We start from the raw sequence: 19,978 nt of genomic DNA, 5'->3' as shown, positions 1-19,978 counted from the left end.
CCCGAGGACGAGGAAGGGGCCCCAGGCCCAACGGGTCAGGAGGCCTTGTCACCGCTCGTCGCCCGATCCATGAACACGGCGCCGCGCGTGACGATCGCCTCCCCCGCCGCGACCCCGGCGGTGACTTGCACCATCCCGCGGGCGGTCAGGCCCAGGGTGACGTCGCGGGCCTCGATGGCCCCGTCGGGCCGCGCGATCCAGACATGCGCCCGCGCGCCCTCGTACACGATGGCGGCGGCGGGCACGGCGGGCGCCGTCTGCCCCGGCCCGGTGAAGATCGTGAAGGTGGCGAACATCTCGGGCTTCAGGACCTGGTCCGGATTCTCCACCTCGCTGCGCACCGCCAGGCGCCGCGTCGCCGGGTCGAGGCTGGCGGACATGTAGTCGACCCGCGCCTTGAAGACGCGGTCGCCGAAGCCCGCCACCGTCGCCTCCACCTCCTGGCCGATCCGGATGCGCGGGATCTCGCTCTCGCGCACATTGGCCACCAGCCAGACGGTGGAGAGGTCGCCGATGACGAAGACCGGGTCGCTGGCGGTGGAGAGGTACTGGCCGAGGCCGACCTTGCGCTGGACGATGGTCCCGGCGATGGGCGCCCGGATCTGGGTCTCAGGGCTGAGGGTGCCCTTCTTCTCGAAGGCCGCGATTTCCGCGTCGGTCTTTCCGAGGAGGCGCAGGCGGTTCTTCACCGCTTCGAGCCCGGCCTCGGCGGTCTTCAGGTCGCTCTGCGCCCCGATGACGTCGTTCTGGGCCGACTGATAATCCTTCAGCGCCACCGCCTTGGCCTGGAACAGCTCCTGCTGGCGCGCCGCGATGGTCTGGTCGAGCTTCAGCAGCGCGGTCGCCTTGGCGAGGGTGTTGAGAGCGGCCTGGTAGTCGTTCTGGGCCTGGACCATGTCCGTGGCCTCGAGGGTGAGGAGCACGTCGCCGGCCTTCACCGCATCGCCGGCGCGGACCAGCACCTTGGTCACCCGGCCGGCATAGGGCGAGGTTACCGGCACGTTGTCGTCTTCGTTCAGGGCGATGCGGCCCTCGGCCGTCCCTTCCGGCCGGAAGCCGACCGTCGCGATGGGGACGATGTTCAGGGCGGCGCGCTGGGCCGGGCTCGGCCGGAAGAGCCGGGCCGGCCCGCCCTCGCGGGGCTCGCCGCCCGCGGCGGTCTCGGCCTCACTCGTTACGAAGCGCTCGCGAATCGCCGTGCTCAGCCCCGTAAAGACGCTCATGACCGGGGCCGGCCAGAGGGTAATGGCCAGCACCACGCAGATCAGCAATCCGAGGGGCGCGAGAAGGGTCGCGATCGTGCGCTTTGTCCCAGTCATGTGCCGCAGACGTGCTTTCAGGTTGGTGGCCGGTGGTCAGGTCGGAGGCGTGTGCGTGGCTCGGACGACCTGATCGGGCGATCCGGATGCTGGAGATCGAGGTCAAATGTGGCGGGGAATACGTGTCTCACCAAAGCAACGACCTCCCCATCCGAAGGTCGGACAGGTCGAGGGCGACCGCTGCGACTGTCTTAGCCAAGTCGCGTCGTGTTTGTGTGACGCCATTCATGGCAAATTTCCGATTGGAGTCCCGCCTGCGCACCGACGACCGGCCCGTCGTTCTCCCCGGGGCCGGGGACGGCCACGGACGGGCGGTGACGCCCGCGGGCGGTGCGCCGGGAGGAGTGAGAGGGCCAAGCTTGCGCACGAGTCAATCCGCCGGTCGCGCCTCGCGACGAGCGGCGGCGGCCGTCCTCTCGCGAGGCGCGGGGCGGCTGACGATTTCGTGTTTGCGGGGGGGCTGCCGAGACCGGGAGTGCGCAGGGCACGTCGCGCGATCACCGCGCGGGCCGCGCGCCGAGGCCGGCATCCGGGCGCTCCCGCGGCCGGTCATCGATGGTCAGGATGCTGGACATCTCATTGTGGGGGCAATGAGCTCGAATGGTCGGAGCGAGAGGATTCGAACCTCCGACCCCTAGTCCCCCAGACTAGTGCGCTAACCGGGCTGCGCTACGCTCCGACGCCCCTCGCGGGGTGAGGGGTCTTTAGCTTTCCGGTTTGCGGGGCGCAACCCCAAAACACGAAGCCCGGATGCGAGGTTCGCATCCGGGCTCGGGTCGGTCTCAGGCGTGGGAGGGCGCCGGGTGCGGATCGTGCTTGTCCGGCGTGGTGTTGTGCGGGTCCTTGCCGCGCTTCTTGGCGAGCCAGATCAGGAAGTTCCGGATCACCACGTAGAAGACCGGGGTCAGGAAGAGGCCGAACACCGTGGCGCCGATCATGCCGAAGCAGACGGCGGTGCCGAGCGCCTGGCGCATCTCGGCACCGGGGCCGGTGGCGATCACCAGCGGCACCGTGCCGAGGATGAAGGCGAAGGCCGTCATCAGGATCGGGCGCAGGCGCAAGCGGCAGGCCTCGACGGCGGCGGCCACGGGGCCCTTCCGCTCGGTCTCCTCCAACTGGTGCGCGAACTCCACGATCAGGATGGCGTTCTTGGCCGCCAGACCGATCAGCACGATCAGGCCGATCTGAGTCAGGATGTTGTTGTCCTGGCCCCGCAGCTGCACCCCGAACAGGGCCGCGAGCACGCCGGTGGGCACCACGAGCAGGATCGCCAGCGGCAAGGCCCAGGATTCGTACTGCGCAGCGAGCACGAGGAAGACGAGAAGCACGCCCAGCGCGAACACGTAGATCGCCGTGTTGCCTGCGGCCTTCTGCTGGTAGGCGATCTCGGTCCAGTCGTAGGCGTAGCCGTCCGGTAGGTTGTCCTTGGCGATAGCCTCCATGGCGTCGAGGGCCTGACCGGTGGAGATGCCGGGCTTGGCCGTGCCCTGGACCGGCACCGAGTAGTAGAGGTTGAAGCGCTGGACGATCTGCGGGCCGGTGATCTCGCGGATCGTGGCCAGCGTCCCCATCGGCACCAGGGCGCCGGTGGAGGAGCGGACCTTCAACTGCTCGATGTCCTGCTTCGAGACGCGGAACGGGGCGTCGCCCTGCACGCGGACCTGATAGATGCGGCCCAGGGTGTTGAAGTCGTTGACGTAGGCGCCACCGAGCGCCGTCTGCACCGTCGAGAACACGTTGCCGAGCGGCACGTTGAGCATGCGCGCCACCGTGCGGTCGATGTCGAGATAGAGCTGCGGCGTGTCGTTGCCGAAGGTGGTGAAAACCCGCTGCACGTCGTTGCTCTGGTTCGCCTTGCCCAGCACCTCGCCTACCGCGCCGAGGAGTGGGCCGATGGCCGAACTCTGCCGGCTCTCGATCTGCATCTTGAAGCCGCCACCCTGGCCGAGGCCGCGCACCGGCGGCGGTGGGATGACGATGACGCGGGCTTCCTGGATGTCGGCGGTCGCTTTGATCACCTCGTTGGTGATCACCGCCGCGCTCCGCCCCTGGCCCGCCCGCTCCTTGGCGCCCGCCAGGGTGATGAACATCACGCCCGAATTGGTGGTGTTGGTGAAGGTCGCGCCGTCGAAGCCCGCGATGATGACGGTGTTGGTCACGCCCTCGATCTTGCGGGCCGCCGCCGCTGCCCGGTTCACCACCTCGGTGGTGCGGTCAAGGGAGGCGCCCGAGGGCAGCTGCACCACGCCGATGAGGTAGCCCTGGTCCTGGTCCGGGATGAAGCCGGTGGGGGTCGTCTGGACCAGGTGGAGGGTCGCGGCGATGACGGCCGCGTAGACGAGCAGCATCGCGATCAGCCCGACCGCGTAGTTCGTCAGGCCGTAGATGATCCGCCCATAGGTGTTCGAGAGCCAGTCGAAGCCCTTGTTGAACATGTCCGCCAGCCAGGCGACGAAGCGGAAGAGAAAGAACTTCGGCTTGGCGTGCGCGTGGTGGGGCTTCAGGAGAAGCTTGCAGAGCGCCGGCGACAGCGTCAGCGAGTTGAACATCGAGATGATGGTCGAGGCCGCGATGGTCAGCGCGAACTGCTTGTAGAACTGGCCGGTGATGCCGGGAATGAAGGCGGTCGGAATGAACACCGCCGAGAGCACCAGGGCGATGGCGATGACGGCGCCGCCGACCTCGTCCATGGTCTTGTGCGCAGCGTCGCCCGGCGACAGGCCCTCGGCCATGTTGCGCTCGACGTTCTCCACCACCACGATGGCGTCGTCGACCACGATGCCGATGGCGAGCACGAGCCCGAACAGGGTGAGGTTGTTCAGGGAGAACCCGAAGGCCGACATGGCCGCGAAGGTGCCGACCAGCGAGACCGGGATGGCGATCACCGGGATGAGCGCGGTGCGCCAGCTCTGGAGGAAGACCAGCACCACGATGACGACGAGGCCGACGGCTTCGAAGAGCGTCTTGTAGACCTCGTGGATCGACTCCTCGATGAACTCCGTCGGGTTGTAGGCGATGCGGTACTCGATGTCCGGCGGGAAGTTCTTCTTGAGGTTGTCCATCACCTTGCGCACCGACGCGGCGGCGTCGAGGGCGTTGGTGCCCGGGCGCTGGAAGGCGCCGATGCCGATGGCGGGCGTGTCGTTCAGGAACGAGTTGGTGGTGTAGTCCTTCTGGCCCATCTCGACGCGGGCGATGTCCTTCACCCGGACGAGGCGGCCGTCGGAGGCCTTGACGATGACGTCGGCGAATTCCTCGGGGCTCTGGAAGCGCCCCTGCGACTGCACGATGAGCTGGAAGGCCTGGCCCGTCGCGGCTGGCGGCGAGTTCAGGGCGCCGGCGGCCACCTGAACGTTCTGCTCGGACAGGGCCGTGATGACGTCGGAGGTGGTGAGGCCGTAGGCCGCGAGCTTGTTCGGATCGAGCCAGACGCGCTCGGCGTACTCGTTGCCGCCGAAGATGGTGATGTCGCCGACGCCGTCGAGGCGCAGGAGCTCGTCGCGGATGTTCAGGTAGATGTAGTTGGCGAGGTAGTTCTGGTCGTAGGTCTTCTTCGGCGACAGCAGGTGCACCACCAGCATCAGGTCCGGCGAGGCCTTGCGGACGGTGACGCCGAGGTTGCGCACGTCCGGCGGCAGGCGCGGCTGGGCGACCGAGAGGCGGTTCTGGACGAGAACGTTCGCGATATCGAGGTTGGTGCCGACCTTGAAGGTGACCGTCAGCAGCATGTTGCCGTCGTTGGTCGACAACGACGTCATGTAGAGCATGTTGTCGACGCCGTTGACCTCCTGCTCGATCGGGGTCGCGATCGTCGCCGCCACCGTCTCGGCGTTGGCGCCGGGGAAGCTCGCACGCACGGTCACGGTCGGCGGCACGATCTCGGGGTACTGCGCCACCGGCAGCGACAGGTAGGCGACGTAGCCGAGGATCAGGAAGACGATCGACGTGACCGACGCGAAGATCGGCCGATCGACGAAGAAGTGGGCAAAACGCATCGCTTGAACCTCTCGCCGCATGCGGCCCGCACGCGCGGGTTCGAGTCGGCACCGTTTCTTCGTCCGCGGTCTGGTGGCCGCTCCCCGGCCGTGACCGGTCGGGGATGATCCTCGTAGGGGCTGCGCCTGCCTCGGGGCTCACCCGTCAGGTCATAGTGGGCGTCAGGTCTTGCTGGGCGGCAGGGTAGAGGATTCGGCCGCAACCTTGGCCCCCGGACGGACGCGTGTGACGCCGTTGACGACGACGTTCTCGTCGCCCTTCAGCCCCTCGCGGATCACCCGGTAGCCGTCGACCTTGGGACCGAGCTTGACCTCGCGCAGGGACACCGTGCCGTCGTCGGCGACGATGTAGACGATGCGCTTGTCCTGGTTGGCCGAGACCGCCTCGTCGGGCAGCAGGATGCCCTGATAAGGCTTGGTGGCGGGCAGCGAGACGACGCCGAACAGGCCGGGCTTGATGAACCCGTCGGGGTTCTCCACGGTGGCGCGCAGCAGCACCGTGCCGGTGGCGTTGTCGACCCGGTTGTCCACGAAGTCGAGGGTGCCCTTGCGGGTTGGCTTCGCCTCGCCGGTAAGCGCGATCAGGATCGGGACGCCCTTGCCCTTCTGGGTCTCGCCCATGCCGATTCCGAGGCTGCCCTGGTACTTCAGGAACGAGCGCTCATCGACGGTGAAGCCGAAATAGATCGGGTCGAGGGAGACGATCGTCGTCAACAGGGTCTGGTCGGTGATGACGATGTTGCCCTCGGTGACCAGGCGCCGGCTGATGCGGCCCGAGATCGGGGCCTTCACCTCGGTGAAGTCGTAGTTCAGCTGCGCCTGGCGCAGCTGCGCGTCAGCGCTGTCGACATCGGCCTGCGCGGTCTGGGAGGCCTGCCGGCGCTGGTCGGTGACCTGCTCGGAGATGTTGCCGGACTTGCTCAGCGTCTGGGCGCGGTCGAGGTCGGTCTGCGAGAAGTTCAGCCGGGCCTTGGCCGAGACCAGGGCCGCCTGGGCCTGGTCGAGGGCCGCCTTGTAGGGTCGCCGGTCGATGACGAAGAGCAGGTCGCCCTTCTTCACCGTGGCGCCGTCGGTGAAGTTCAGCTTCTCGAGGTAGCCGGTGACGCGGGCCCGGACGTCGACGATGTCGACGGGGTCGAAGCGGCCCGTATAGGTGTCGGTCTCGACGATCTCGCGGACCACCGGCTTGGCCGTGGTGACCTTCGGCGGCGGTCCGCCCGGGGCCTGGGCCTGGGCGGGGGATACGAGCGCCGAAGCGACCAGTCCGACGATCGGAAGAAAACTGAAGATCGAGCGCATGCGCATATGGTTATTCCCTACGATGCGCCAGCTAGAGGTCTGCCGCGACCTATGTCGTGCGCTGCCACACATGCTCCGCGCATGCCTCAGACCTCGACCGGTTCGCCGGAGCCTGCCCAATCCTTGAATCCACCCCGGTAATGCGCCTCGATCGGCAAGCCGGCGTTCTGGGCGGCTGCCAGCGCGTGAACCGAGCGTACGCCCGACATGCACGAGAAGACCGGTGTCCGGGCGTCCTCGGCAATCAGCGCCGCGAGGGTCCCCAGGTCGAAGGTCGAGAGCGGATGGGTAACTGCGCCGGGGATGTGTCCTTGTTCGAATTCATGCGGCTCGCGCACATCGATCACCAGCATGGACTGGTCGGCGAGGCCAGCCTTGATCGCATCCCGGTCCAGGTCGACAACCTTCATCCGTCTGTCCTCTCTCGCACCGTCCCGTGCACGGTCGGTCACTGACGGATGTTCTTAGGCGTCAGTCGTCAGGACGGCAAATGGTGCGTGCCAGAACCGCCTCGACGGTCTCGAAATGCGCGGTCCAGCTCGGCGGATCGGTGTCGGCCATCCGGCGTACGAGCGCTTCACGAAGCGTGGAGCCCGGCACCGAGAGGTCTTCCACCGCCTGGCGCCAGCCGGGTCCGTCGAGGGGATCGAGGAACCGCGCGAATCCGGCACCGATCTCCCTGTGGACGGCGAGGTCCGACGCGACGACCGGCAGGCCCGAGGCCGCGGCCTCGACCACGGGCAGGCCGTACCCTTCCGCGAACGAGGGCATCAGCAGGGCGGTGGCCGAGCGCAGCAGCGCCGCGAGGCCGTGGCTCGACAGGCCGCTGACTTCGGTCACGTGCGTGCGGATGGCGGGGCACCGCTCCAGCATGTCGATGATGTTCTCCGCCTCCCAGCCCCGTCGGCCGACCAGGACGAGGCGGGGCGTTTCGGGCCCGTGCCGCTCGGCGAGGTCGCGCCAGAGATGCAGCAGCGCCAGGTGGTTCTTGCGCGGCTCGATGGTGCCGCAGGCGACGAAGGTCGGCCGCGCGGGCGTAAAGGACGGTCCCTCCCCCGCCGGCCGGAACACCGGCTCGACCCCGAGGAGTGCCGCCGTCACGGGCGGCGTCGGCCGCCCCAGCGCCGCGCAGTATCCGGCGAAGCGCTCGCCGACGTCGCGGGAATTGACCAGCACGTGCGCGGCGTGGCGGGCGACGGTCTCCATCCGGACCCGGTGCCGCTCCGCCTCCCCGGGCCGCCCGTATTCCGGATAGTCGATGGGGATGAGGTCGTGGACGAAGAAGACGGGCCGGACGTCGCGCCGGTCGTAGAGCCAGTCGAATCGGCCGGGCTTGTCGAGGCGCAGGTGCGAGCTGTGCAGGTAGACGGTCCCGGCCGGCAGGATCTCGGGGCCGCGCGCGCGCAGGGTCGTGGCCGCCGTCCGGGCCTGGATCCGCCGTCGGTCCCCGGTGCCGCCGCGCTCCGGAGCCCCGGCCGCCGTACCCCTGTCGTCGCTCGTCGACCCGAGGGTCGACGCCAGCCGGCGGTAGACCGGATCCTGCGTCGCGTCGCGGTCCTCGACCCAGGCCGCCGCCACGGCCTCGACGACGCCGAGCGCCTCCGCCCGGGCCAGCACGCGCGGGCCGAACGCCGTCGACACCAGGCCGAAGCGGTCTCCGGCCTGGGCCAGGACGTGCCGGGCATAGGCGAGGTCGACCCGGTCGATCCCGCTCGGGCTCGGATGCCGCAGGCGGGTGATGAGACGGGTCAGGTCGAAGGCGAGGCTCGGGACGGGCATGATCCTCCGGTGGCGTTCAGGTGCGGTGCCGTATGGCCGGTCTCCGCCTCGCGCCTATATGCGCACGCCTCAGCCCGAGGCTACCCGCGGCCGACGCCGCCAACGAGAGCAACGCTTCGTGTCTCCCGGATACCTGCCCTTCGCCGGCGCCCTCGACCTTCCCGCCTACACCTGTGACAATTGCGGGTTCTGGCAGCGCCATTTCGATCGCCCGCCGGCCTGCCCGATGTGCCTCGACGCCCGCCACGTGGTACCGCAGAAGGGTTGGCAGTTCTGGACCGAGCGGGAAGCGCAGGACCGGTTTCCTTGCCATTGGGAGGAATTGGAGACCGGCGTGTGGCGGTTCTGGAACGATCCCGTCTCGGGCATCGGGCCCAGCGCCTATCTCGTCCAGACTCCGGCCGGAAACATGGGATTCGAGGCCTGCCCGGTCTTCAGCGAGGCCGCTCTCCAGCACATCGCGCGCCTCGGAGGGATGCAGGTGCTGTCCTCCTCGCACCCGCATGCCTACGGCGCGCTGGTGCAGCTTCAGGACCGCTTCGATCCGGAGCTGTGCTTAGCCGCGGCGGACTTCGTCTGGAGCGCGGCGCTGCAGGTGTCCTGGCCCTACGACGATTTCCTCGAGCCCCTCCCCGGCCTCGAACTCCATCGCACGGCCGGCCACTTCGACGGCCACGCGGTGCTGTTCGATCGCGGGCGAAAGATCCTGTTCTGCGGCGACGCCCTGAAGTTCGAGCTCGACCCGCAGGATTTCCGGCGGGCGCTGACCATCTCGGCCCACAAGGCCTTCGTGCGCGGGGTGCCCCTGACCACGAACGAATTACGGCGCTACCGCGACGTCTTCGCCCAGCTCGACTTCACCCAGACCTGGACGCCCTTCGAGCCGGCCGCCAATTGCGGCCGGGCCGAAGTGCTGGCGCTGATCGACGGCATGCTGGCGACCCGCCCGCACGCCGCCCCGGTGCCGCTCGACACCCTGAGGCGCTGAGGACCCGGGCAGGCCCGATCCGATCGATCCCGCCGGGAGAGCGGATCGGAGCGCGCCAGGGCGTCCCCCGGTCCGGGTCAGCCGCGCGTCGCGGCGGTCTGGCCGAACATCACCATCTTGGCCTCCTCGCTCAGGGTCTTCCCGAAATCCGGGTTGATCTCCGGAGCGCGGGCATAGGCGGCCTTCGTCCCCGGGCGCCCGGCGATCGCCCGGAACCAGCGCTGGAGGTTCGGGAAATCTTCCAGGCGCTGGCCCTGCTTCTCGTAGGGCACGATCCAGGGATAGCAGGCCATGTCGGCGATCGAGTAGTCCGCGCCGGCGACGAAGGGGCGGTCGGCGAGGCGACGGTCGAGGACGCCGTAAAGGCGGTTGGTCTCCTTGACGTAGCGGTCGATGGCGTAGGGCACCTTTTCCGGCGCGTACTGGGTGAAGTGATGATTCTGGCCGAGCATGGGCCCGAGGCCGCCCATCTGCCAGAACAGCCATTGCAGCACCTCGGCGCGGCCGGGCACGTCCCCGGCGATGAAGCGCCCGGTCTTCTCGGCGAGGTAGAGTAGGATCGCGCCGGATTCGAACAGCGAGACGGGGGCGTCGGCGCCGGCCGGCGCGTGGTCGACGAGCGCCGGCATGCGGTTGTTCGGGGCGATGGCCAGGAAATCCGGCTTGAACTGGTCGCCCTTGCCGATGTTCACCGCCTTCAGGGTGTAGTCGAGCCCCGCCTCTTCGAGGAACATCGTGACCTTGTGGCCGTTCGGGGTCGGCCAATAGTACAGATCGATCATCGCGGTCTCCGTGCTGCGCGCCGGGGCTCGGTCCGGTCGCGTCGGGCCCGAGGTGGGCCTCGGAGGAACGGGGGTCAAGCCGGGACGGAGGAGGGCCGCGGTCGGTCGTTCAAATGCGCCGTAGTTTCACAACGGGGAATTCAGGGAACCGTGGTTGCCTCGCGGGAAATGAGGGAGCGACGGCATGGTCAGCGCAATTTCGGCGAGCAGCGGCGGGCTTCTGGCGGCGACTCAGCGCTACGCCACGGCCGCCGAGGGGATCGCGACGCTCGGCACCAGCCTGCCGAGCGCGACCCAGGTCGATCTCTCGACCACCGCCGTCCAGCTCATGCAGGAGAAGGCCAATATCGGGATGAACACCGCCATCCTGAAATCCACGCTCGATTCCGAGCGCCGGGTCCTCGACATCCTCGCCTGAGCCGCGGCCCCCCTCGCACGTTTTCGGAGGATCGACGCCCATGACGATCACCGTTCCCCTCATGCAGGTCGGGATCATCCGCGCCACCGAGATCGTGCATGGCGCCCGGAACGATGCGGCGCGACGCCACGAGGCCGAGCCGCGCACCGTTTCCGTCGAGGTGGGTCGGGCACGGGATGCCGAGGGGGACGTGGTGGGCCGCCAACGCCGCATCGTCGACGTGCGGGTGTAGAGCGTCCCGCCGCGCGAGGTGCGGCCAAGGCCCGCGACGGCCAAGGCTCGCGGGCGCGCCCGGGTCCGCGGGGATGGACCGTTTCGATGCCCGCGATCTCCGATCCGTTCGATCCCCGCAGGACGCGCGTCAGCTGGGGTCCTCGTCGTGGCGGTGGGCGCCTCGCTCCGGTGGGCGCGTCTTGCCCGGCCGTCCCTGCGGTCTCAGGGCCTTCCCGATGTCATCAGGGGGATGTCCGAGGCCTCACGGGTCGCCAAAGGCCTCGGATCCTCTCGCTGGATTTAAAAGTCTCAGGAAACAGGCGCGGGACTGCCTCAGGCCGCCTTGGAATTGCTGGCGGGGCGCTTGGCATCCGTACCGCTTTCGCGCCCCTTGGCGGCGATGTCGCGCAGCATCTTGACCATGGCGTCCGTCTGGTCGTCCGTGTCTTCGTCGAAGGCCACGTCCGTGTTCCAGGCGTCGCCCCGGCGCAGCATGATGACGGCCCCGGCCGCGGCGGCGCACAGACTGGCGCTCAGGGGGGCACCCATCACGGCGGTCAGGATGCCGTATGGCAGCAGCAGAACCGTCGAGATCATGCCACCGCCCATGGCGGCCAGTAAAATCAAGAACATCGATCGACCCTCGTCCGACTTTCAATAGCACGGTTCGATCGCGGCGATGGCTTTGGTTGCTGTCATCGTGACCGCCGCGTTAACGTTCGGGGTCGAATGCGCACTGTGTTCGCGAGGTCTTGTTCGGCCGTCCCGCCGGCAATGCCCGTCAGGACCAGACGCGCAGGATGATGAGCAAGCCGACCGGTACGACGAACATCAGGGCGATCGCCCACTGGATTTCGTTGCGCGCGCGCTTCACCTCGCCCTCCAAGGCGTCGATGCGCGCCTCCAGGGCGCGGTATCTCGCGTCGCTCATGCCCGGCTCCGTCGATTCGGCCCACATCCGCGTTGTGGCGGGGCTGCAACGCTGCTGTCCAGCGATGGGCGCCCAGGCGGCCTGTCGGGCGACACGATGTTCCCGCCGGGCCAAGCCGGGTCTGGTGCACGGCCTCGGCTCATGGGCCGGCCAAGGCCATCAGCATCAGCCCGACATGCCCGGCATTGGCGATTTGCCCAGACAGAGCGAGGTGTTTGGCTTCCTGGCGCGAGACGAGGACCACCTCGATGTCCTCGGTCGGCTCCGGATGGGACGCGCCAGGACGGACGCCCGTCGCCCGGATGAGATGCAGGCGGTTGGCATAGCGCGCCGGGTCGACACTGAGCGTGGCGAGATGGGCGAGCGTCCCGCCGGAATATCCCGTCTCTTCGCGGAGTTCCCGCGCACCGACTGCCACGGCATCCGTGTCGTGAGCGTCCATCACGCCTCCAGGAAGCTCGAGGCTGATCCCCTGGAGCCCGTGCCGGTATTGTCGGACGAGGATGACGCGATCGGCTTCATCCGTCGCGAAAACATGAACGAAGGCGGCAAACTCGAGAACGTAATAGGGCGCAATCTCCACGCCGTCCGGCGTCGAGCAATCATCCGCTCTGAGGCTGATCCAGCGATCTTGGAAGACGTGTCCCGATCGGTGAACCGTCCAGCGCTTGTCGCTCGCCATGCCTGATCCCCTTCCGCGGCCGGGCGGCCATGATTCTGCCTGTCCGGGGGCTTCGCGATGGAACCCGTCCGGCACCGACAGCGATGTCTGCGTAAGGTCCATCGTCAGGCTTGCCCAGCAGCTGCCATGTCGTCCCAGTCCGCTAAGCCGTACCGCATCGGCGTCCGCCCTGCGCCCGGCAACCGGTCCCGATACCTCTGGACGATCTACGGCACGCAGACGATGTTCTACGAGGCCTCCCAGACGGAGCATGCCTCCGTGGAAGACGCCCTCGTGGAGGCGAATGCGCGGCTCTCCGAACTGGCTTGACCGGTCGGCGGCCCTGACATTCAGGAGCCTGTCGTAGCTCGATCCCATCGTAAGAGGCCGCGAAGCTTCCTTCGCGGCGTCCGTTCGGGCCGTGAGAACACTCTGCCGGGTCGGACGCCGTGCATTGCACGCGGCGGAGCCGTCGATTGCCGACGCCTGCGCATGATTCAGTTGCCATTTGCCCCCCGAAACCGTACGTCCCCTCTACGCGCAAGCGTGTCGGGGTGTAGCGCAGTCTGGTAGCGCATCTGGTTTGGGACCAGAGGGTCGTAGGTTCGAATCCTATCGCCCCGACCATCATTTCCGCCGAGGCTCCCTGGAGTTGGACGACCCGATGTCGAGCGCCCGCATCTACCAGCCCGCGAAGGATCCGACGCAGTCCGGGACGGCGCGGGCGAAGGCCTGGGTGCTGGAATTCGATCAGACCGCGCCGCGCGAGACCGACCCGCTGATGGGGTGGACCGGCTCGTCCGACATGCTGCAGCAGGTTCATCTCGAGTTCGAGACGCGCGAGGACGCCGTGGCCTACGCGACGCGGGCGGGCCTGTCCTACCGGGTCGAGGAGCCGCAGAAGCCGATCCTGCGCAAGGGCCTGTCTTATTCGGACAATTTCAAGTTCAATCGCACCGCTCCCTGGACCCACTGAGGCGCTGCCTCCGGCGCGTCAGAGCTGGATCAGGATGGTGACGGCACCGAAGATCAGGACGGAGCCGACCGCGGCGGCGAGTAGGATCAGGGCGGCGCGCGATTCGCGCAGGTCGTCGTTCATCATCGCCGCAGGCTAGCGCGGCTGGGGGCTGCCGCCAATCCTCTCATGAGCCGCGCTGTTGCGTGAGCCGTTAGGCCGCGCCCGCTCTGTCATACCAAATCCTGTCCCCGGGGGCTGGCGGATTTCGGCTTCGCTCGAGCGCCGCGCCGGCTTGCCGATACGGGCACCGCTTCGCGGAAACGCAGCCCGGATCAGAAGAAGATCGGCCGCGCGCTGGCATGGTGCTCGGCCAGCACCGCGTCGTTGGCCGGATCGATCTCCTTGAGAACCGCGTCGTAGCCCCAGAGATCCGCCAGGTGCTGAAGCACCCGCTTGGCATCATCCTTCTGCAGGGTGATGCGATTCAGGGCGCGGTGATGCACGATGAGGCGCCGGTCGCCTTCGAGATCGACGTCCACCACCTCGATATCCGGGTCGAGCCACGCCACGTCGTATTGCCGGGCGAAGGAGCGACGCATCTTGCGATAGCCGCGCTCGTCGTGGATCGCCTCGACGTAGAGCTCCGACTCGTCGGGGTCATCGACCACGTGGAACAGGCGCATGTCGCGCATGAGCTTGGGCGACAGGAACTGCGCGATGAAGCTCTCGTCGCGATAGTTCGCCCAGATGTCGCACAGGGTCGCCATGGCGTCGCCGGTGCCGGCAATCTCGGGGAACCACGCGCGATCCTCCTCCGTCGGCTGTTCCACGATGCGGGCGATGTCCTGCATCATGGCGAAGCCGATGGCGTAGGGGTTGTGGCCATTGTAGCCGCGCTCGTTGTAGTTCGGCTGGCGCACGACGTTGGTGTGCGACTGCAGGAACTCCAGGTAGGCCGCCTCGCCGATCAGGCCCTTCTCGGACAGGGCGTTCATGATCCGGTAGTGGCAATAGGTGGCGCAGCCCTCGTTCATCACCTTGGTCTGGCGCTGCGGATAGAAGTACTGCGCCACGAGGCGGACGATGCGCAGGATCTCGCGCTGCCAGGGTCGGAGCCGGGGGGCCGCCTTCTCGAGGAAGTAGAGGATGTTCTCCTGCGGCAGCTCGAGGAGCGCCTTGCGCCGCTCCGCGGCGAGGTCGGGGCGGGCGCCAGCGACCTTCTGCGGCAGGGTGCGCCAGAGGTCGTTGTAGATCTGCTCGCCGTGCTCGGCGCGCTCGCGCTCGCGGCGCTGCTCCGAGGCGAGGTCGGGCCGCTTCTTGCGCGGATAGCGGTGGACGCCCTGGCTCATCAGCGCATGGGCGGCGTCGAGCACGGCCTCCACCGCGGCATGGCCGTGGCGCTCCTCGCAGCGCGAGATGAAGCCCTTGGCGAAGTCGAGATAGTCGAGGATGCCTTCCGCATCGGTCCACTGCTTGAACAGATAGTTGTTCTTGAAGAAGTGGTTGTGGCCGAAGGCGGCGTGGGCGATGACCAGCGTTTGCATCGTCGCCGTGTTCTCCTCCATGATGTAGGAGATGCACGGGTCCGAGTTGATGACGATCTCGTAGGCGAGCCCCATCATGCCGCGCCGGTAGCCGGCTTCGTGCTGGGCGAAGTGCTTGCCGAAGGACCAGTGCTTGTAGAACAGCGGCATGCCGATCGACGCGTAGGCGTCCAGCATCTGCTCGGCGGTGATGATCTCGATTTGGTTCGGGTACCACGACAGGCCGAGCGCCCGCGCCTCGACCTCGCAGGCGTCATGGATGCGCCGGATCGTGTCGAAATCCCAGTCGTTGCCCGTGAAGAGCGGCTCCTGGCTACCGGAGATCCGCTGGGGCGTGGGGCGGATGATGCTGCCGACCATACGATTTACGCCTTCCTCGAAGGGTCCGTGCTCGAAGGGTCCGTGCTCGAAGGGTCCGTGCTCGACGGGGCCGTGCTCGAAGCGTCCGGGTCCCGCTTGGCCATGCCCCGTCTCGCCGGGTTCAGGCCTCGGCTTCCGCCCGGGCGTCCTTGCGCCCGAACAGCTCGCGGAAGACCGGGTAGATGTCGCGGCGGTGGTTGACCTTGCGCATGGCGATGGGCGCGCCCGTCTTCGCCAGGCTCTCGTAGGTCCGCCACAGGGTGGTGCGGTGCTCGACGAAGCCGGCCCGCGGGCCGTTCTCGTCGCCGACCTCCAGATAGGCGAAGTGCTGGCAGGCCGGCAGGATGTGGGCGCGCAGCAGCTCCGTCGAAGTCGGGCCGTCGCTCGACACGTTGTCGCCGTCGGAGGCCTGCGCGGCGTAGATGTTCCAGTCGTTGGGGTCGTAGCGCTCGGCGATGACGCGCTTCATCTCCACCAGCGCCGAGGAGACCAGGGTGCCGCCGGTCTCGCGCGACCCGAAGAACGTCTCCTCGTCCACCTCCGTCGCCTTGTCGGTGTGGCGGATGAAGACGATCTCCACGTGCCGGTAGCGCCGGGTCAGGAAGATGTGCAGCAGGATGTAGAAGCGCTTGGCCAGATCCTTCATGTGCTCGGTCATCGAGCCCGAGACGTCCATCAGGCAGAACATCACCGCCTGCGCCACGGGGCGCGGATAGGTCTCGAACCGGCGGTAGCGCAGGTCGAGGGGGTCCACGTAAGGGATGCGCTTGGTGCGCTCGCGCAAGCCCGAGAGCGCCAGGAGCAGGTCCGGCAGGTCGGGATCGCTCGACGGCATCGCGGCGATGCGGGCCTCCAGGGCGGCGATCTCGTCGGGTTTCGGCCGCTTGAGGGCGATGCGCCGCGACATGGAATTGCGTAGGGTGCGCGTCAGGGCGAGGTTGGCGGGCGAGCCCGAGATCGTATAGCCGGCCCGGCGAAGCCCTTCGGTCTCCACCACCGAGAGCCGGCGCTTGGCGAGATCGGGCAATTCGAGGTCTTCGAGGAAGAGCTCGAGAAACTCGTCGCGGGTCAGGACGAAGCGGAAGGCGTCCTCGCTGTTCTCCGAGCCCTCGCCGCCCTCCCCCGAGCCCTTCCCGCCGCCGCCCGACGGCGGGCGCTCGATCCGGTCGCCCTCCACGTAGGTCTTGTTGCCGGGCAGGATGTGGTCGTGCAAGCCGGTGCCGGACTGGCGGGCGAAGCGCGGCTCGCGAACCCCATCGACCGGCACCGAGACGCGGCCGTCCTTGCCGAGATCCTTGATGTCCTTTTCCCGCGCGGATTCCCGCACGGCCCGCTGGGCCACGTCCTTCACGCGGCGCAGGAAGCGTTGGCGATTGGCGAGGCTCTTGCCCCCGGGATTCAGACGGCGGTCGACGATGTGCATCCGATGTGTGTGCCTTCGCCCTCGAGACCAATGTGGGATCGGCGGAGCGGGGCGACCACCCGTGGCGGCCGCCCCGTCACCGTGCGGACAAGGCTCGGTCGATGCCCTAGCCCGCCTGCTTCACCCGCATGTACCACTCGACCAGACGGCGGACCTGCCGCTCGGTGTAGCCGCGGGCCACCATCCGGTCGACGAACTCGCCGTGCTTCTTCTCCGTCTCGCCGTCCTTCTTCGAACCGAAGGAGATGACCGGCAGGAGCTCCTCGACCTGGCTGAACATGCGCCGCTCGATGACCTCGCGCAGCTTCTCGTAGCTGGTCCAGGAGGGGTTGCGCCCGCCGTGCTGGGCCCGCGAGCGCAGGGCGAACTTGACCACCTCGTTCCGAAAATCCTTCGGATTGGCGATGCCGGCCGGCTTCTCGATCTTGGTGAGCTCCTGGTTCAGGAGTTCGCGGTTGAGGAGCTGTCCGGTCTCGGAATCCTTGAAGTCCTGGTCCTCGATCCACGCATCGGCGTAGTCGATGTAGCGATCGAACAGGTTCTGACCGTAGTCGTGGTAGGATTCGAGGTAGGCCTTCTGGATCTCGTGACCGATGAACTCCGCGTAGCGCGGCGCCAGCTCCGTCTTGATGAATTCCAGGTAGCGCTTCTCGGTTTCGGGAGGCAGCTGCTCGCGCCGCAGGGCCTGCTCCAGCACGTACATGAGGTGGACCGGATCGGCCGAGACCTCGGTCGTGTCGTGGTTGAAGGTCGCCGCCATCACCTTGAAGGCGAAGCGGGTCGAGATCCCGTCCATGCCCTCGTCGACGCCGGCGGCGTCCTTGTACTCCTGCATCGAGCGAGCGCGGGGATCGACCTCGCGCAGGGACTCGCCGTCGTAGACCCGCATCTTCGAGAAGGCGTTGGAATTGGCGTGCTCGCGCAGGCGCGAGAGCACCGAGAAGCGGGCCAGCATCTCCAGGGTTCCCGGCGCACAGGCGGCGTCGGACAGTTCGGAGCCCGAGACCAGCTTCTCGTAGATGCGCTGCTCCTCGGTCACCCGGAGGCAGTAGGGCACCTTGATGACGTAGATGCGGTCGATGAAGGCTTCGTTGTTCTTGTTGGTCTTGAAGGTCTGCCACTCGGACTCGTTCGAGTGGGCCAGGATCACGCCGGTGAACGGGATCGCACCGATGTTTTCCGTGCCGACATAGTTGCCCTCCTGCGTCGCGGTGAGCAGGGGGTGCAGCATCTTGATCGGCGCCTTGAACATCTCGACGAATTCGAGGACGCCCTGGTTCGCCCGGTTGAGGCCGCCGGAGTAGGAGTAGGCGTCGGGATCGGCCTGCGAGAGCGTTTCCAGGCGCCGGATGTCGACCTTGCCGACGAGGCTGGAAATGTCCTGGTTGTTCTCGTCGCCGGGCTCGGTCTTAGCGATGCCGATCTGGCGCAGGCGCGAGGGGCGGACCTTGATGACCTTGAACTTCGAGACGTCGCCGTTGAACTCGTCCAGTCGCTTGAGGGCCCAGGGGCTCATCAGGCCCGTAAGTCGTCGCTTGGGGATGCCGTAACGCTCCTCGATCTCGGAACCCATCGTTTCGGGGTCGAACAATCCGAGCGGACTCTCGAAGACCGGCGAGACCTCGTTGCCGGCCTTCAGCACGTAGATGGGGTGCGTCTCCATCAGGGCCTTGAGGCGCTCGGCCAGGGAGGACTTGCCGCCGCCAACGGGGCCGAGCAGGTAGAGGATCTGCTTGCGCTCCTCCAGCCCCTGTGCCGCGTGGCGGAAGAACGAGACGATCCGCTCGATCGTCTCCTCCATGCCGTAGAACTCGGCGAAGGCGGGATAGACCCGGATCGTGCGGTTCATGAACACGCGCCCGAGGCGCGGGTCCTTCGCGGTGTCTACGAATTCGGGCTTGCCGATCGCCTCGAGGATGCGCTCCGCGGCGGAGGCGTACATCAACGGTTCGTCGCGGCAGGCTTCGAGATACTCGGAGAGGCTCATCTCCGTATCGCGACGCGCCTCGTAGCCACGGGCGAAGCTCTGGAACAGGTCGTTCGTCGACGGCATAGGCTTTCCGATCCCCTCACGACAGCGACAGCTTCATCCTGTCTCGCCTTGGATGCAACTGACAGGCCCAGTTTTGTCGCAGCGCATTCACGACGGAACTTGGGCGTGGGATGCGTGCCACAGTGCACTAGGCGGCTCTGCCATTCGGGTTCGGTGTCGGAGCCGCGGATGGCAGACCACCGCGGTCCCGGGGGAGGCTCACAGGTCCGTGGAATCCTTCTTCGCCGCGTCCGGCTTGGTCGCGTCGGGTTTGGCGGCGCCGACCGTGATCTTGATGTTCTGGGTCTGGACGTTCCCGTCGGAATCCTTGACGTCCACCGTCACTTCGTCGCTGCCGGTGAATCCGTCCTTGCTCTGGTAGAACACCGCCTGCACGGCGGCTTCCTTGCTGGGACAGCGGTACTTCGCCGGGGTCTTGATCTTGCCGACCTTGGTGATCAGCGAGCCGTTCTTCGGCGCGCCGCTGACGCGGATCTCGGGCATCGGGCCGGTGGAGCAATCCTTCTTCAGGTTCGGCACGATGGCGAGGCGCACGCTCTTGCCGCTGGCGGCAGTCTCGCTGCGGGTGACCGTGGTCTGCGCCAGGGCCGGCCCCGCCAGGAGGGTGCCGGCGGCCAGGAAGGTGAGGGAACGGGCGAGCAGCATGCGGGACGAACTCCGATCACGCCGGGCGATCCGCGCGGGACGCGGTGGATTCGGCCCGGCTGCAGCGGATGTGGGGATCGCAGGCGCGGCCGTCGAGTGGGCGTTCGCCCTCCCCGCGATCACCGCTCCGCCCTCAGGCGTCGCCGATGGGTTCGGGAGGCAGGCGCAGGCCCGCCAGGGCGGCACGGCATGCCCGGAGGTCCGCGAGGGCGTCCGCCAGAACAGCCCGCTGCGCGGCGGTGAGGCCGTCCCCGGGGGCGAGGTCGGCCGCGGGCGCCTCGTGCTCGGCATCCTGAAGCGAGGGGGCGGCCGCCACGGCCTCGCCCCGGCCCACCGACTGGACGAAGCGCAGGCCACGTTCCCGCAGGACCCGCTGGGCGCCCTTGATGGTGTAGCCCTGCCCGTGCAGCAGGTGCTTAATGCCTTTCAGGAGGTCGAGGTCGTCGGGCCGGTAGTAGCGCCGGCCGCCGGCCCGCTTGACCGGGCGGATCTGCGTGAAGCGCGTTTCCCAGAAGCGCAGGACGTGCTGGGGCACGTCGAGTTCGTCCGCGGCTTCCTTGATGGTGCGGAAGGCGCCCGCGCTCTTCTCGGGACCCTCACGCACGGCCGC

19 protein-coding genes and 2 tRNA genes are annotated in these 19,978 nt (G+C 67.8%); 6 read left to right on the top strand and 15 right to left on the bottom strand.

Going from position 1 to position 19,978, the window contains the following annotated elements; genetic code table 11:
• Positions 1-35: 35 nt before the first annotated feature.
• The 6 genes from ASF18_RS05330 to ASF18_RS05305 form a co-directional block, all read right to left on the bottom strand.
• The gene (locus tag ASF18_RS05330) at positions 36-1,319 is read right to left on the bottom strand and encodes an efflux RND transporter periplasmic adaptor subunit (protein WP_056349993.1); all 1,284 of its coding nucleotides are present in this window, start codon (positions 1,317-1,319) and stop codon (positions 36-38) included.
• A 601-nt stretch (positions 1,320-1,920) separates the two neighbouring features.
• Positions 1,921-1,998 (bottom strand) — tRNA-Pro (locus ASF18_RS05325).
• Between the two features lie 103 nt (positions 1,999-2,101).
• Positions 2,102-5,314 carry a multidrug efflux RND transporter permease subunit gene (locus ASF18_RS05320; protein ID WP_056221009.1) on the bottom strand — a complete coding sequence of 1,071 codons (3,213 nt, stop codon included), beginning with the start codon at positions 5,312-5,314 and terminating at the stop codon, positions 2,102-2,104.
• 162 nt (positions 5,315-5,476) lie between these two features.
• The gene (locus tag ASF18_RS05315; protein WP_156649663.1) at positions 5,477-6,613 is read right to left on the bottom strand and encodes an efflux RND transporter periplasmic adaptor subunit; all 1,137 of its coding nucleotides are present in this window, start codon (positions 6,611-6,613) and stop codon (positions 5,477-5,479) included.
• A gap of 86 nt (positions 6,614-6,699) precedes the next feature.
• On the bottom strand, positions 6,700-7,023 hold the full coding sequence (locus tag ASF18_RS05310; RefSeq protein WP_056349989.1) for a rhodanese-like domain-containing protein: 324 nt from the start codon (positions 7,021-7,023) through the stop codon (positions 6,700-6,702).
• A gap of 61 nt (positions 7,024-7,084) precedes the next feature.
• Positions 7,085-8,392 carry a glycosyltransferase family 1 protein gene (locus ASF18_RS05305; RefSeq protein WP_056349987.1) on the bottom strand — a complete coding sequence of 436 codons (1,308 nt, stop codon included), beginning with the start codon at positions 8,390-8,392 and terminating at the stop codon, positions 7,085-7,087.
• Positions 8,393-8,510: 118 nt separating this feature from the next.
• Between ASF18_RS05305 and ASF18_RS05300 the strand changes: the two genes are divergently transcribed.
• Positions 8,511-9,380 (top strand): MBL fold metallo-hydrolase, encoded by an 870-nt coding sequence (locus tag ASF18_RS05300; RefSeq protein WP_056349986.1) that lies wholly within the window; start codon positions 8,511-8,513, stop codon positions 9,378-9,380.
• A 77-nt stretch (positions 9,381-9,457) separates the two neighbouring features.
• On the opposite strand, the gene ASF18_RS05295 is transcribed toward ASF18_RS05300, so the two are convergent.
• Positions 9,458-10,162, bottom strand: coding sequence for a glutathione binding-like protein (locus tag ASF18_RS05295; RefSeq protein WP_056349984.1), 705 nt, complete (start codon positions 10,160-10,162; stop codon positions 9,458-9,460).
• A 184-nt stretch (positions 10,163-10,346) separates the two neighbouring features.
• Between ASF18_RS05295 and ASF18_RS05290 the strand changes: the two genes are divergently transcribed.
• Positions 10,347-10,580 (top strand): hypothetical protein, encoded by a 234-nt coding sequence (locus ASF18_RS05290; RefSeq protein WP_056271609.1) that lies wholly within the window; start codon positions 10,347-10,349, stop codon positions 10,578-10,580.
• A gap of 40 nt (positions 10,581-10,620) precedes the next feature.
• Positions 10,621-10,812, top strand: a complete 192-nt coding sequence (locus ASF18_RS05285) for a hypothetical protein (protein ID WP_056349982.1) — start codon at positions 10,621-10,623, stop codon at positions 10,810-10,812.
• Positions 10,813-11,126: 314 nt separating this feature from the next.
• On the opposite strand, the gene ASF18_RS05280 is transcribed toward ASF18_RS05285, so the two are convergent.
• From ASF18_RS05280 to ASF18_RS05275, 3 genes are all read right to left on the bottom strand, one after another.
• Positions 11,127-11,426, bottom strand: a complete 300-nt coding sequence (locus tag ASF18_RS05280; RefSeq protein ID WP_156649661.1) for a hypothetical protein — start codon at positions 11,424-11,426, stop codon at positions 11,127-11,129.
• A gap of 148 nt (positions 11,427-11,574) precedes the next feature.
• The gene (locus ASF18_RS23535; RefSeq protein WP_156389567.1) at positions 11,575-11,724 is read right to left on the bottom strand and encodes a hypothetical protein; all 150 of its coding nucleotides are present in this window, start codon (positions 11,722-11,724) and stop codon (positions 11,575-11,577) included.
• 139 nt (positions 11,725-11,863) lie between these two features.
• On the bottom strand, positions 11,864-12,406 hold the full coding sequence (locus tag ASF18_RS05275) for an NUDIX hydrolase (RefSeq protein ID WP_056349978.1): 543 nt from the start codon (positions 12,404-12,406) through the stop codon (positions 11,864-11,866).
• A gap of 126 nt (positions 12,407-12,532) precedes the next feature.
• Between ASF18_RS05275 and ASF18_RS23530 the strand changes: the two genes are divergently transcribed.
• From ASF18_RS23530 to ASF18_RS05265, 3 genes are all read left to right on the top strand, one after another.
• Positions 12,533-12,715, top strand: a complete 183-nt coding sequence (locus ASF18_RS23530; protein WP_156649659.1) for a hypothetical protein — start codon at positions 12,533-12,535, stop codon at positions 12,713-12,715.
• A gap of 220 nt (positions 12,716-12,935) precedes the next feature.
• Positions 12,936-13,012: transfer RNA gene (locus ASF18_RS05270), tRNA-Pro, on the top strand.
• Between the two features lie 37 nt (positions 13,013-13,049).
• Positions 13,050-13,361 (top strand): ETC complex I subunit, encoded by a 312-nt coding sequence (locus ASF18_RS05265; protein WP_056350100.1) that lies wholly within the window; start codon positions 13,050-13,052, stop codon positions 13,359-13,361.
• Positions 13,362-13,675: 314 nt separating this feature from the next.
• On the opposite strand, the gene ASF18_RS05260 is transcribed toward ASF18_RS05265, so the two are convergent.
• From ASF18_RS05260 to ASF18_RS05240, 5 genes are all read right to left on the bottom strand, one after another.
• Complete coding sequence (locus ASF18_RS05260; RefSeq protein WP_056349977.1) at positions 13,676-15,247, bottom strand: SpoVR family protein; 1,572 nt, start codon at positions 15,245-15,247, stop codon at positions 13,676-13,678.
• A gap of 121 nt (positions 15,248-15,368) precedes the next feature.
• Complete coding sequence (locus tag ASF18_RS05255) at positions 15,369-16,670, bottom strand: YeaH/YhbH family protein (RefSeq protein ID WP_056349975.1); 1,302 nt, start codon at positions 16,668-16,670, stop codon at positions 15,369-15,371.
• A 106-nt stretch (positions 16,671-16,776) separates the two neighbouring features.
• Positions 16,777-18,723, bottom strand: a complete 1,947-nt coding sequence (locus ASF18_RS05250; protein WP_056220971.1) for a PrkA family serine protein kinase — start codon at positions 18,721-18,723, stop codon at positions 16,777-16,779.
• 198 nt (positions 18,724-18,921) lie between these two features.
• On the bottom strand, positions 18,922-19,368 hold the full coding sequence (locus tag ASF18_RS05245; RefSeq protein ID WP_056220968.1) for a hypothetical protein: 447 nt from the start codon (positions 19,366-19,368) through the stop codon (positions 18,922-18,924).
• A gap of 133 nt (positions 19,369-19,501) precedes the next feature.
• Positions 19,502-19,972: a MerR family transcriptional regulator gene (locus tag ASF18_RS05240; RefSeq protein ID WP_244472586.1), complete on the bottom strand. Its 471-nt coding sequence runs from the start codon at positions 19,970-19,972 to the stop codon at positions 19,502-19,504.
• Positions 19,973-19,978 lie beyond the last annotated feature (6 nt).

The sequence above is a fragment of the Methylobacterium sp. Leaf89 genome (genome assembly GCF_001422215.1).
GTDB lineage: Bacteria > Pseudomonadota > Alphaproteobacteria > Rhizobiales > Beijerinckiaceae > Methylobacterium.
The sequence above is the reverse complement of the archived record's forward strand: the minus strand, read 5'-3'. Positions and strand labels throughout refer to the sequence as shown.